At 57.2% G+C, this 12811-nt stretch carries 11 protein-coding genes; 8 read left to right on the top strand and 3 right to left on the bottom strand.

Going from position 1 to position 12811, the window contains the following annotated elements; translation table 11 throughout:
• The first annotated feature begins 326 nt into the window (after positions 1-326).
• On the top strand, positions 327-623 hold the full coding sequence (locus HF945_RS08100) for a Rieske 2Fe-2S domain-containing protein (protein WP_290525228.1): 297 nt from the start codon (positions 327-329) through the stop codon (positions 621-623).
• 167 nt (positions 624-790) lie between these two features.
• On the opposite strand, the gene HF945_RS08095 is transcribed toward HF945_RS08100, so the two are convergent.
• Positions 791-1438: a transglycosylase SLT domain-containing protein gene (locus HF945_RS08095; protein ID WP_290525227.1), complete on the bottom strand. Its 648-nt coding sequence runs from the start codon at positions 1436-1438 to the stop codon at positions 791-793.
• A gap of 235 nt (positions 1439-1673) precedes the next feature.
• On the opposite strand from HF945_RS08095, the gene HF945_RS08090 reads away from it, so the two are divergent.
• A complete protein-coding gene (locus tag HF945_RS08090; RefSeq protein WP_290525226.1) occupies positions 1674-3278 on the top strand; it encodes an FMN-binding glutamate synthase family protein in 1605 nt (534 codons plus the stop codon).
• Between the two features lie 50 nt (positions 3279-3328).
• Positions 3329-4693, top strand: coding sequence for a glutathione-disulfide reductase (gene gorA, locus HF945_RS08085; protein ID WP_290525225.1), 1365 nt, complete (start codon positions 3329-3331; stop codon positions 4691-4693).
• Positions 4694-5254: 561 nt separating this feature from the next.
• Here the strand turns inward: gorA and HF945_RS08080 are convergent.
• The gene (locus HF945_RS08080) at positions 5255-6598 is read right to left on the bottom strand and encodes a cytochrome P450 (RefSeq protein ID WP_290525224.1); all 1344 of its coding nucleotides are present in this window, start codon (positions 6596-6598) and stop codon (positions 5255-5257) included.
• Between the two features lie 399 nt (positions 6599-6997).
• Here HF945_RS08080 and HF945_RS08075 point away from each other — a divergent pair, with 399 nt between their 5' ends.
• The 5 genes from HF945_RS08075 to HF945_RS08055 all read left to right on the top strand — a co-directional run bounded on the left by HF945_RS08075 (position 6998) and on the right by HF945_RS08055 (position 10534).
• A complete protein-coding gene (locus HF945_RS08075; protein ID WP_290525223.1) occupies positions 6998-7777 on the top strand; it encodes a ParA family protein in 780 nt (259 codons plus the stop codon).
• Positions 7778-7883: 106 nt separating this feature from the next.
• Positions 7884-8168 carry a YkvA family protein gene (locus tag HF945_RS08070; RefSeq protein WP_290525222.1) on the top strand — a complete coding sequence of 95 codons (285 nt, stop codon included), beginning with the start codon at positions 7884-7886 and terminating at the stop codon, positions 8166-8168.
• Complete coding sequence (locus HF945_RS08065) at positions 8158-8745, top strand: DUF805 domain-containing protein (RefSeq protein ID WP_290525221.1); 588 nt, start codon at positions 8158-8160, stop codon at positions 8743-8745. The genes HF945_RS08070 and HF945_RS08065 overlap by 11 nt, the downstream gene beginning before the upstream one ends.
• A 154-nt stretch (positions 8746-8899) precedes the next feature.
• Positions 8900-9694 (top strand): hypothetical protein, encoded by a 795-nt coding sequence (locus tag HF945_RS08060; protein WP_290525220.1) that lies wholly within the window; start codon positions 8900-8902, stop codon positions 9692-9694.
• Positions 9695-9790: 96 nt separating this feature from the next.
• The gene (locus HF945_RS08055; protein WP_290525219.1) at positions 9791-10534 is read left to right on the top strand and encodes a hypothetical protein; all 744 of its coding nucleotides are present in this window, start codon (positions 9791-9793) and stop codon (positions 10532-10534) included.
• 1094 nt (positions 10535-11628) lie between these two features.
• Here HF945_RS08055 and HF945_RS08050 read toward each other — a convergent pair.
• Positions 11629-12753 carry an alpha/beta fold hydrolase gene (locus tag HF945_RS08050; RefSeq protein WP_290525218.1) on the bottom strand — a complete coding sequence of 375 codons (1125 nt, stop codon included), beginning with the start codon at positions 12751-12753 and terminating at the stop codon, positions 11629-11631.
• Between the last annotated feature and the right edge of the window lie 58 nt (positions 12754-12811).

Below are 12811 nucleotides of genomic sequence, written 5' to 3'. Positions count from 1 at the left end.
TGAAAGACTGAGCATGCAAGGAGTTATTCAGAGGCTCCCTGGCTTGACCCGTCCAGTGCTTCATCGCACAGTAAAAAGCCCGCATAAGCGGGCTTTTTACGTTGTGGCAGGATGCTGTAGGAGCTCTCTGTGCCCTTCAGGGTATGCCTGCAAGCGATCTTAAAGGGTAATGGGATAGTGGGGAGTCACGAGAAGCGAGTTTCGCCCCCTGGAAGGGAGCTCCTACAGCACGGGTCTGACGTTGTTGCGGGGCGGACTTGCCAGTAAGCGAATGGCGCGGGGCTGCAAATCGACTCGAAGCTAATTCCATTTACGGGAGGGTGTGCATGTTTCATCGTCTGGTAAGAACCATGGATCTGTATGACGGTTTGCGCATGCCGGTGCGGTTAGGGCGTGAGGAGCTATTGCTGATTCACGAAGACGGCCAGACCTGGCTGGTACAGCGCCGTTGCCCCCATGCGGACTTCCCCCTTGATCGTTGCACGGTCACCGGCAGCCAGCTGCGCTGCCCAGGCCACGGCATGGAATTCTCCCTGCGAACAGGGCAGTGCATGACCGCCAATTACCGGCTTGAGCAGTATCGGATTGATTATGATGGGCCCTGGTTGGGGGTGGAAGCCTAGGAACGAGTTTAAAGTTGAAAGTTCAAAGTTGAAACGCGTGAAAGGCTTGCAGCGTTTCATGTTTAGGTGCCTCGCGGTTGAAATCCAAAAATCGCGGGCACGGGACAGCAGAGCACGAGTAGTTTGGCCGCGCTTTTAAACTTTGAACTTTCAACTTTAAACTGGGTTTACCGAGCCGCGACGACTTCTTCTTCACCCATGCCTTTCGAGAAGTGGCCGGCATAGCGTTGCTTCAGCTGCTTCACCTTGCGGACATAGGCCTGGGTTTCCTTGAACGGTGGGATGCCGCCGTAGCGCCGTACGTTGCCTTCGCCGGCGTTGTAGGCGGCCAGAATATTATCCAGTTCGCTGAATTTGCCTTTCAGATAGGCGAGAAAGCGCGTGCCGCCGAGGATATTCTGGCGAGCGTCAAAGGGGTTGCTGACTTCCAGGTAGTTGGCGGTTTCCGGCATCAGCTGCATCAGGCCCTGGGCGCCCACCCGGGAGACGGCCTGGGGATCAAACAGGGATTCTGCATGAATAACAGCCTTGACCAATGCCGGCTCAACATCGAACCGGGTGGCCGCGAGGGAGATCAGGCTGTCGTAACGGTCCCGCTCGGTGGCGGTGAGGGCGCGAGGAGTGTAGCTCCAGCCCTTGCGAACGGACAACAGGGTATGACCACTGCCTACCCGCTCCTGGGGTTGGTCAGTGAACAGGATGGTGCCGTCAGCTGCACGATATTTGTAGATATCGCTGGCGTAGACAGTGCCTGCCAGACTGGACAGACAGAGAGTGCCGCTGACACACAATGCCAGCATAGCGCCTTTTCTCATTATTCCCGTACCCGGTTTTTTTCGGCCGAAGCCTTTCGTTATATTTCGCCCGTGACAAGCGGACGAGCCCCCTTATTGTGGTCTTCCTGATATTGATGGCCCAGTCTTGCCCGATAGAATGGCAAGATAGCTGACTCAACGTTCATGAAGACGGCCTACCATCATACAACCCTGGTGCTCAGGGCCCAATACCGGTGATCATTTTTTCACCACTGTGATCTCACAAGGAGCGTGTATGTTTCCGGAACAACTGCAACCCTGGCTGGCAGGAATCATCGCCTGGCTGGCGCTGGGATTTCTGGTGTTGGTGTTGGTGCTCAGCCTGATTGCTCTGGGGTTATGGGTGCAGGACCGGTACTTTCAGAAGACCCATGCGATCAGGCGTAACTTCCCGCTGGTGGGGCGTTTTCGCTATTTCTTCGAGCATATGGGGGAATTCTTCCGCCAGTATTTCTTTGCCATGGACCGTGAGGAGCTACCGTTCAACCGGGCTCAACGGAGCTGGGTATACCGGGCCGCAAAGAATCTCAGCAACACCTCGGCGTTCGGGTCCACCAAGCAGATCGGGGCTGGGCGGGTGATCTTCATGAACTGCCCGTATCCCACCCTGGAGCGCAATGCGGCCGAAACCCTGCCGACCATGATCGGCCCCCATTGTGATCAGCCCTATGTGGCGCGCAGCATCTTCAATATTTCAGGAATGAGTTACGGGGCGCTTTCCCGTCCGGCGGTGCAGGCATTGTCGCGAGGGGCTGCCATGGCCAATTGCTGGATGAACACCGGCGAAGGGGGGCTGTCGCCATACCATCTGGAGGGTGGCTGTGACATCGTCATGCAGATTGGCACGGCCCGTTATGGCGTGCGGGACAAGGATGGCAACCTGGATGATGACAAGCTGCGAGAGGTGGCCTCTCATCAGCAGGTGAAGATGTTCGAGATCAAACTCAGCCAGGGCGCTAAGCCCGGTAAAGGCGGTATTCTGCCGGCTGACAAGGTCACTGACGAAATTGCTGCGATTCGAGGCATTGCGGCTGGCGAGGCCTCCATCAGCCCGAATGCCCAGCCGTCGGTGCATGATGCCCACTCGCTACTGGATCTGATCGATCACGTCCGACAGGTGACTGGCAAGCCCACAGGCATCAAGTTCGTTTTGGGCGCCTGGGCGTGGCTGGAGGAGCTGTTTTTGGCCATCCATGAGCGCGGCCCTGAGTCCGCGCCGGATTTCATGACCATCGACAGCGGTGATGGCGGTACCGGCGCGGCGCCCATGTCGTTGATGGATGATGTTGGGCTTTACCTGGCTGAATCCCTGCCGCTGGTGGTGGATCTTCGCGACGGCTACGGGCTCAAGGACCGCATTCGCATCATTGCTTCCGGTAAGTTGATCAACCCCAGCATGGTGGCCTGGGCGATTGCGGCAGGCGCCGATTTCTGTGTTTCTGCCCGTGGCTACATGTTTGCGCTGGGTTGCATTCAGGCCCTGCAGTGCAATCGCAATACCTGTCCGACGGGGGTGACCACCCATAATCCACGGCTACAGCGGGGACTGGTGCCGGAGGATAAGGCCCAGCGGGTGGCGTACTTCCATGACAATTTGGTCAAGGAGGTGGAAACCATCGCCCATTCCTGTGGTGTCTCCGAACCTCGCCAGTTGCAACGCCACCATGCGCGCATGCTGAGCAGTAATGGTGAATCCATCCCGCTGGATTATCTCTGGCCCGGGGTCGCGCCAGGGCACCACCTGGAACATGGTCGACCCAGTGAACAGCCTGTACAGGTGCGTTGGCAGACAGGAATGCGTAACGTATCCGCCTCAACGGCATCCAATGAACGTCCATAGGGATGGCTATTGGCCAGTCATTATTAACACGAGTATTCAGGGAGTAGCGAGTGACTAGCGAATTCGATCTGGTGGTAATTGGTGCAGGCTCTGGAGGGGTACGGGCTGCGCGTATGGCCGCCGGCCACGGTGCCCGGGTCGCCATTGTGGAAGAGCGTTTTTTTGGCGGTACCTGTGTGAATGTGGGCTGTGTGCCCAAGAAACTGTTCTCCTACGGTGCCCACTTTCCGGATGAGTTCGCACTGGCGGAAGATTTCGGATATCGCGTTTCTGACTGGACGTTCGACTGGAATACTCTGCGCAACAACAAGACCCGCGAAATCGAACGGCTGAACAGTATCTACAAGCGCATCCTTGATCAGGCGGGTGTCACCATTATAGAAGGCCATGGCCGAATAGAAGGCCCGGGAACGGTTTCCGTGGGCGACCGGTTGATCCGCACGGACAAGATTCTGGTGGCCGTGGGTGGCAAGCCCTTCGTGCCGGACTTTCCCGGCAGGGAGCATGTGCGCATCTCCGATGACCTCTTCTATCTGGAGCAGCTACCCAAACGCGTGGCCGTGGTGGGGGGCGGCTACATCGCCACAGAGTTTGCCGGGATTCTTCAGGGGCTGGGTTGCCAGGTAACCCAGATTTACCGTGGAGAGCTTTTCCTGCGCGGCTTTGATACTGACATCCGTGAGTTTGTTGCCGAACAGATGGCGGAACATGGCACTACGCTGCGTTTCAACACCGATGTGGTCCGCATTGAGCCGGGACCGGGAGGCAAGCAGGTCTTTACGGACAGTGGTGAGCAGCTGATATTTGATGAGGTGTTCTACGCCACCGGGCGGATACCCTTGCTGGACAATCTTTTTGCCGATTCAGCCATGCCGGCGTTAACCCCTGGCGGGGCGATTATGGTGGATGAGCACTATGAGACCAGTATCAAAGGGGTGTTTGCGCTGGGTGACGTGATTGATCGCCTTCAGCTTACTCCGGTGGCCCTGGCCGAGGGCATGTGGCTGGCGGCGTACCTGTATGGCAAAGACAAGCCCCTGGCGCCGCTGGATTATCGCAATGTGGCGACGGCCGTGTTCAGTCACCCCAACATCGGTACGGTGGGGATGACACAGGAAGAAGCGCTGGCTCACTCCGGTGCCGTCCGGGTGTACAAGAGTAGCTTCCGTCCCATGCGCTATACCCTTGGCGACCGGCAGGTGCGTTCCATGCTGAAACTCATCGTGGATGATGCCTCCGACCGGGTCGTTGGGTTGCACATGGCCGGTGAAGACGCAGCTGAAATCACCCAGGGTTTTGCGGTCGCCATCAAGATGGGCGCTACCAAGGCGGACTTCGACGCCACCGTGGGGATTCATCCCACGGCGGCGGAAGAACTGGTGACCCTGCGGCAGGGCGAACGGATTACCGTGTGATCAACGCCTGTTTCACCACAGAGGTCACGGAGAGCACAGAGGGAAAAACGGTTCACACCAATGATGGAATGTATTGTTGTGGGAGCGGGCCTGCACGCGATGGGGTAGATTCGCTTGCAAGCAAGCTCCCACAGAATTTCTTCTCACAAGAGAGCCTGTGATTGGCCGGTAAGACAGAAACCGGCTGTCGCCAAATGACGAGATACACGCACTTGCAGGAGCGGTGGCTCCACTGCGAAGCGCTTTCGTGGTCCAAGGACCACTCCTGCAGGCGCCTATCACTGTGAAACGTAGGGCGGAAATCGGCGATAGCCGATCTCCGCCTTTTTGTTGGTACGGATGGCGGAGATTGGCCCTCGCCAATTTCCGCCCTACGCGTTGGGGTGAGGCAAGGGCCTGTTAGATCGCTAGCGCGGTAGGAACCCTGTGTGCCCTCAGGGTATGCCTGCAAGCGATCTGTCAGGGCAATGGAAAAGTGGCGAGTCACGAGAAGCGAGTTTCGAAAGGCATACCTTGAAGTCTACCGGTGTTTAGCCTTTTGATCTTTTCAACTTTCAACTCTCAAATCCTTTCCAGCTTCACCGGAAGCCCATCGCCGGGCACGGGCAGGCTGGTCAGGTCTACCGGCATTTCGTAGCCAGCGGGTACGCTCCAACGGTATTTCAACAGCACCTGGTGCAGGATGGCCTTTACCTGCATTTCCGCAAAATGCAGCCCGATACATTTGTGGGCTCCGCCGCCAAAGGGCACCCAGGCATAGGGATGCACCTTGTCCTCCCGGCGTTCTTCACTGAAGCGCTCCGGGTCGAATTTCTCCGGTTCCGGCCACAGTTCTTCCATGTAATGGGTAAAGTAAGGGCTGATAGTAATGAAGCTGCCCTTGGGGATCAGATAGCCCTGAAATTCCACATCTTTCACTGTCCGCCTGGGCATGGAAGGAACAGGCGCGCAAAGTCGCAGCGCTTCCTTCATGGCCATACCGATCCCCGTCAGGCTGGCCAGGTCCTCGTAGTCGATACAGGTCTTGTTCAATGCCCGGCTTTCTTCCCGCAGGCGTTCCTGCCATTGCGGGTTTTTGGCCAGGTAGTAGAACAGGGTAGAGAGGGTGATGGTGGAGGTATCATGGGCCGCCATCATCAGGAAAATCATGTGGTTGACCACATCATCGTCAGAGAACTGTTGACCGTCTTCGGTGCTGGCATGGCATAGCACACTGAACAGATCTGAATCCTTGCTGGCGCGCTTGGCTGGCAGTTCCTTGCGGAAGAATTTTTCCAGCACCTTGCGTCCCTTGAGACCTTTTGACCAGCGTCCGCCGGGTACATTGGCGCGAACCAGCGCGGTGCCTGCCCGCACCGTATCTATGAATGCGGTGTTGATGGAGTCCGCCTCGGGGCCCAGCTCATAGCCCATGAACACATCTGTGGCCAGATCCAGGGTCAACTGTTTCACCGCATTGAGCACATGAAAGTCCGGTACGGTATGCCAGTCTTCGATGCCGGATTGAATGTGCGGTCCCATGCGCTCAAGGTAGCCTTTGAGCACATCCCGGTTGAATGCCTGCTGCATGATCTTGCGATGCCATTTGTGCTCATCGAAGTCCAGTAGCATGATGCCGCGATGGAAGAATTTACCGATGAAGTAGTCCCAACCATCGTGATTGGAGAACAACTCGCCCCGATTAAGCATCACGAACTGGTTTGCCTCAGGGCCCATCATGTAGACCATGCGCAGTCCAAAGGCACTGGTCCAGGAGATAGGGCCGTAGCGCTGGTAGCGACGACGCATGATACCAATGGGGTCTTTCATTAACGCCAGGGTGGAGCCGACAACGGGCCAGCCGCGATTACCGGGAATGGCCTTGAGGTGACTGGTGGCGGGCACACTGCTGTAGGGCTGCAACATTGTTATTCTCCGGTCAACACTGTGTTTACTATTAGCGCTGTATTCCCGGTCCAGGCAATAGTGCCGAGATGAAATTTGAATATGTGTTTACTCACGGCGCAAAAACGGCCTGATATGATCACCAAGAACGTGAAACGCGTGAAAAACCGGCAGTGGCGGAGCGATTTTTGAGCAGTTTTGCCCGGCGACAGTCAGGCCCGCGCTTTGGCGACTCTTCAAGAGGTTATCAAGTGGGTTATCCACAGCTTCTGTGAATAACGGGTGTCCTTGTGGGCACTGTGAGTCAGCTGGGGAGCTGTGTATGATTCAGCATCTGTTTGCTGCCTGTGCAGCACTGCGCCTGCGGTCTGTTGCGGCCAGGCCGCGGCCCTCATCCGAGCTGTTTAAGGAGAACAAGGAATGCGTCGTGTGGTGTTTAACCAGAAAGGGGGGGTAGGCAAGTCGAGTATCACGGTGAATCTGGCGGCTATCAGTGCTGCCGAGGGTAACCGGACCCTGGTGGTGGATCTGGATCCGCAGTGTAACGCCAGCCAGTACTTGCTGGGAATGGATGCCTACAGCCATGGGGAAGGACCCAAGCCCAATATCGGTACCTTCTTTGCCCAGACGCTCTCCTTCAGACTCAAGGAGAAAGAGCCTCGTGACTATGTGCACGCCACGCCTTTCGAGAACCTGTACGTTTTGCCATCCGATGGTGAGCTGGGCGAAATCGAGCACATGCTGGAGTCCAAGCACAAGATCTACAAACTGCGTGGCTTGCTGAAGACCCTGTCACGGGACTTCGACACCATCTTTGTGGATACTCCTCCCGCCTACAATTTTTATACCTTGTCTGCACTGATAGCGGCTGACCGGGTGCTGATTCCGTTCGATTGTGACGCCTTTTCCCGCAAGGCTCTCTACACGCTTCTGGAAAACATCCAGGAAGCACGGGAAGATCACAATGATGAACTGAAAGTGGAAGGCATCATTGTTAACCAGTATCAGCCCCGTGCACGGTTACCCCAGGAGCTGGTGGCGTCGCTGCAGGAAGAGGGGCTGCCTATTCTGGAAAGCAAACTGTCTTCCAGTGTGGTCATGCGCGAATCCCATGAGCGCGCCACCCCGTTGGTGAACCTGCAGCCTCGTCACAAACTCACAGAGGAGTACCGGGCGCTGTTCCAGGAGCTGTCACATTAATCCTTTCCGCAGGCAGGCACTGGCAAGGGCAGGGCGCATCGTCCGCTCTGTTTCGGCCACTCGCTGGCTTGCAACGCTGGCCGGACGTCGCAGTGAAAAGCTTTCCGTGCGGCTGGGAGAAGGGGCCGCGCAGCTCAAGCTGCTGGCAGCCATGCTGTACGACTGGGCCACTGGACGCTATCCGGATTTACCCGGTGCCACGCTCCTTTCCGTTGCCGGCGCGCTGGTGTACTTCATGATGCCGCTGGATGCCATTCCGGATCCCATTCTCGCGCTGGGCCTGATGGATGATCTGGGGGTGTTGGCCAGGGTCTGGCAGCAGTGCCGGGCGGATATCCTGCAGTATGAAGCCTGGCGGCGTAACAATGAGGGGGCCGACGGTGGTCAATGAACGCGATCAGGCTGAATCGTTGCGGCCCGGCTACCTGGGCAAGGGCACCATTGTCTATGAGCCCTTGTCTGCGCTCAGCCTGACCCAGCGCCTGGGACGATTGCGCTTTGCCTGTTATCAGCTTATAGCCAACCTGATTGCCATGCTGATGCTGGCACTGATCATGTTGCTGGCACAACGCATGATACCGCCCCTGGCAGGGCAGATTGGTAGTGGGATAGTCATCATTATGCTTTCCATTTATCTGGTGGGTTTGATGGTTCGTCGCCTCCATGACATGGATAACAGCGGCTGGTGGGCACTTGCGAGCCTGATACCTGCTGTCAACCTGCTACTGATGCTGTATCTGTTGCTCGGGGCAGGCAGCTGTTATGTGAACCGTTACGGCACCCCGAATCCGCCCCCCGGGCCGCTGGTGCTGTTTGCCGGAGGTCTTTTCTGGACGGTAAATGTAGTCGGTTTGCTGTTCGGACTGACGCTGATGCTGATGGCATGGCAATTCCCGGAACAGCTACAGGAAATCATGCAATCGGTGCCGTTCAACGTGCCTTCAGAGCCATGGCCGGTGGTGAGGTAACAGATCGCTGTGCCGTATTCCTCATTTTGAGGTTTTTTGTGATAGTGTTTGCTTATTGATTCGCCCGGTATGCTTTTTGGCGAAGCACTAACAATAAACTCGGGAGCCTGCCAGGGTTCCACAAAGAAAAAGACGACGGAAAAGGGAGAAGCTGATGGCAAAGCGTTTGCTGGGGAGCCTTGTGGCACTCGCCATCTTTCCACTGAGCGGCATGGCTGCCATTACCAATGCCGATCTGGAAGAGTTTGAACTGGGACTGTGGCAGGTCCGTTCTGATTTCCACATGCTTACCATCATGACCGGTGGTGACAAGTACGCCTCGGATCTGGACAAATCCATCGACCGGGCTCGCCGTGCCATGAAGCGACTGGAATCGGATGCGGAAGGCAGCGAAGAGCGTGCACTGGTCACAGAGCTTTCTCGTGACTGGAAGGTCTTTGCTGAAGCAGCCAGCGGCAACACCATGGCTGAGCAGGGTTACACCGATACCTACACCATCCAGGATGTAAACGTGATGCCTGCCATGATGCTTGAGCGGATGGAGGCATTTGAAGGTGGTGTGGAGGGACAATACGACGATGTTCGAGAATTGTCTGCTTTCCTGCAGCGTATGTCGTCTGAATACCTGAATCTGGCCGCAGACCCCATGGGGGGCATGGCAACCGGTACCGATGAAGGCCGTCTGGAATTCAAGGATGCGGTCCCCAAGTTTGAATCCATGCTGGAGAAAGCCCGCAAGAATCATGGTGATGATGAGGCCATGAGTCGTGCCCTGGGGCAGGTTTCCCTCAAGTGGACCTTCATCCGTGAATCCATGGTCAAATTCTATGAAAATGCGGTGCCTTTCCTGGTGTACCGCTATACCAAGCAGATGGTAGACACCATGGATCAAGCCATTAACCTGGCCTCCACCGAAGTGGAGATGCCGACATTCGGCCCGGTGGAGTAATACTGGTCCGAAACAGGTACTGATGCCCCCGCTTCCGGCGGGGGTTTTTGTTAGCAAAAGAGAAAACAGGGGTATCGGGTGAAAAGATCGTTATGGATGACAATCACGGGGGGGCTTCTGGCGTTGGTGACCAGCGGCCATGCTGCAATCAGCGCCACGGAACTGGCGGTTGTCGAAGCGAACGCGTGGCGGGCGAGAATGGGGTTCCACCTGCTGGCCATTCGTGGTGACAACCCGGAAGACCGGGAAGCGTTGCGTGTGCTGTTGGCGGAAGGGGGGCAGGAGACCGCAGCACTGAAAAGTGACGCGGACCCCAAACAGGAGAAAACCGCTGCGGATCTGGAATCGGCCTGGCAGGCCCTTTCTGCGAGAGCGCTGGATAACCCTCTGGCCTCACTGGGCTATGCCGATTACGAAGCCATGAGTGAAATGAACACCACCACGCTGCATGTGGTCGAGCTGGCGGAAACTGGACAGAGTGCCTCGTCGGACTACCTGGATATCGTGGACCTTTCCGTTGCCATGCAGCGTGTTGCCAGTGAGTACGTGGCTCTGGCAGCCTTTCCTTCCGCCGGACTGCCTACTGGTACCGGTCTTGAGCCCATGGATTTCGCCATGGAAGCCAAGCAGATCGATGACAGTCTTGCGGCCCTCAAAAAGAAATATCAGGGCGACACTCCTGCCAGCGAGGTGCTGGCGTTTGTCGGTCAACGCTGGGCGTTCGTACGCGGTAGCGTACCCAAGATGAATGATGCGGACAGCAGCAAGGTTCCGTATCTGTTCTATCGCTATGCCACCCAGGTGGCTGAGCGGGTGGAAGCACTGGTGGCAGGGCAGTAGTTATATAAATAGCTACAGCCAGTACCGGCTGTAGGAGTGGTGTTTCCACCGCGAAAGGCTTTCGTGGTCGAAGGACCACTCCTACAGGGCGTGGGAGGTAAAGTCCGGGGTTGTTGTGGCTTCGGAACGTAGGGCGGAAATCGGCATGGCCGATCTCCGCCTTTTTGTTGGTGCGGATGGCGGAGATTGGCTTTCGCCAATTTCCGCCCTACGAGTCGGGTTGGTGCAGGCAGGGTTTTTGTCTCAGAGATCACGGTGAGCAGGGGAGCTGGTGGTTTGGCGCCCATGCCAGGCTGTGGCTGTGTAGGAGCGGTGGTTCCACCGCGAAAGGCTTTCGTGGTCGAACGACCACTCCTACAGAGCGTGGGAGGTAAAGTCCGGGGCTGTTGTGGCTTCGGAACGTAGGGCGGAAATCGGCGTGGCCGATCTCCGCCTTTTTGTTGGTACGGATGGCGGAGATTGGCTTTCGCCAATTTCCGCCCTACGAGTCGGGTTGGTGCAGGCAGGGTTTTTCTCTCAGAGATCACGGTGAGCACGGGAGCTGGTGGTTTGGCGCCCATGCCAGGCTGTGGCTGTGTAGGAGCGGTGGTTCCACCGCGAAAGGCTTTCGTGGTCGAACGACCACTCCTACAGAGCGTGGGAGGTAAAGTCCGGGGCTGTTGTGGCTTCGGAACGTAGGGCGGAAATCGGCGTGGCCGATCTCCGCCTTTTTGTTGGTACGGATGGCGGAGATTGGCTTTCGCCAATTTCCGCCCTACGAGTCGGGTTGGTGCAGGCAGGGTTTTTCTCTCAGAGATCACGGTGAGCACGGGAGCTGGTGGTTTGGCGCCCATGCCAGGCTGTGGCTGTGTAGGAGCGGTGGTTCCACCGCGTAAGGCTTTCGTGGTCGAAGGACCACTCCTACAGGGCGTGGGAGGTAAAGTCCGGGGTTGTTGTGGCTGCGGAACGTAGGGCGGAAAATCGGCATGGCCGATCTCCGCCTTTTTGTTGGTGCGGATGGCGGAGACTGGCTTACGCCAGTTTCCGCCCTACGAGGCAGAGGGTGAAGAAGCCCCTGTTTCCGGCAAAGCGATCATCGGTTGACTTGTGGTACTTCAATCCGAACGAGTAGAGAGCCAGTCCGCACTGATCCGCCAGGCATGACCCGGTGCCTTGGAACCTGAAAAGACCCCGGCGTGTCCTCCTGGCACTTCTTCGAAGCGCTTGTCCTGGCTACCCACCAGTTTCATGATGTCCCGCGCGGCGCGAAGGCTGACAATGTTGTCAGTGGTGCCGGCAAAGGCCAGCAAGTCCTGTTTGATGGACGCAAAGTCCACTTCCCGGCCACCAATCCGGATACGCCCCTGGGCCAGACTGTTGGCAAAAATCATTTTCTCGATCACTTCCCGTACCACGGCCCCGGGGTAGTCCACCATATCGTTGAACCACTGCCCCATGGTCATGTAATCGGTGACATATTCCCGGTCCGCCAGGTTGCGTATCAGGTCCATGTACGCCTGAACCACGCCGGGGGGATTGGTCATCTTGAAACCGAATGTGAGCAGGCTGGCCGGAATGTGGAAGAGTTTGTCGTCCAGTGGCGAGAGACGCACCTTGAACCAGTCATGCACCTTCATGGCCGGAATGGCCGCCAAGCCTGCTACCTTGCCAAAGGGGCCGCTCTTGTGGAAGTTCACCGGGCTGGCAATGGTGATCAGGCTGCGAACTGGTGCATCCGGGTGACCGCCCAGATACATCAAGGACAGCAGCCCCCCCATGCAATACCCCATCAGATTGACCTGATCAGCTTCCGCATGGGCGGTGACTGCCGTCACTGCATTGGGGAGCCAGCGGTTCACGTAGGTGTCCAGGTCAAGTCCACGCTCCGCCTGGGAGGGCTTGCCCCAGTCCACCAGGTACACATCATAGCCGCGGGCCATGAGGTAGAGCACCATGGAGCGGTGGGGCATCAGGTCGTAAGTCCAGCAATGTATCCCCAGCGCGGGTATCAGCAGCAGGGGGATACGGTGACGATCGCGTTCTACGGGCAGGGTTTCATCATTCACCGGGATGCTGTCACCGGGTGGCAGGCTATAGTGGCGCACAGCCATAATGCCGTCCCGGTAGATTTCATCCCAGGGGGTCTTGTCCACCTGAATGAAACGCTGCGGGTGTCGGCGCCGTTCCACAATGTGGCCAACGGCACGCAGACCTGTCTGGAGTTTTGATGACGTTGCCAACGGGACATCTCCCTGATGCGTTAAAGGCCAGAGTATTCCATGGCCAGCGTAATGCCAG

The organism is Alcanivorax sp., assembly GCF_017794965.1.
Taxonomy (GTDB): domain Bacteria; phylum Pseudomonadota; class Gammaproteobacteria; order Pseudomonadales; family Alcanivoracaceae; genus Alcanivorax.
The sequence above is the reverse complement of the archived record's forward strand: the minus strand, read 5'-3'. Positions and strand labels throughout refer to the sequence as shown.

Excerpts from the sequence above, each read along its gene's own strand:
- HF945_RS08100 (WP_290525228.1), top strand. The coding sequence starts at position 327 with ATGTTTCATCGTCTGGTAAGAACCATGGATCTGTATGACGGTTTGCGC.
- HF945_RS08095 (WP_290525227.1), bottom strand. The coding sequence starts at position 1,438 with ATGAGAAAAGGCGCTATGCTGGCATTGTGTGTCAGCGGCACTCTCTGT.
- HF945_RS08090 (WP_290525226.1), top strand. The coding sequence starts at position 1,674 with ATGTTTCCGGAACAACTGCAACCCTGGCTGGCAGGAATCATCGCCTGG.
- HF945_RS08080 (WP_290525224.1), bottom strand. The coding sequence starts at position 6,598 with ATGTTGCAGCCCTACAGCAGTGTGCCCGCCACCAGTCACCTCAAGGCC.
- HF945_RS08075 (WP_290525223.1), top strand. The coding sequence starts at position 6,998 with ATGCGTCGTGTGGTGTTTAACCAGAAAGGGGGGGTAGGCAAGTCGAGT.
- HF945_RS08060 (WP_290525220.1), top strand. The coding sequence starts at position 8,900 with ATGGCAAAGCGTTTGCTGGGGAGCCTTGTGGCACTCGCCATCTTTCCA.
- HF945_RS08055 (WP_290525219.1), top strand. The coding sequence starts at position 9,791 with ATGACAATCACGGGGGGGCTTCTGGCGTTGGTGACCAGCGGCCATGCT.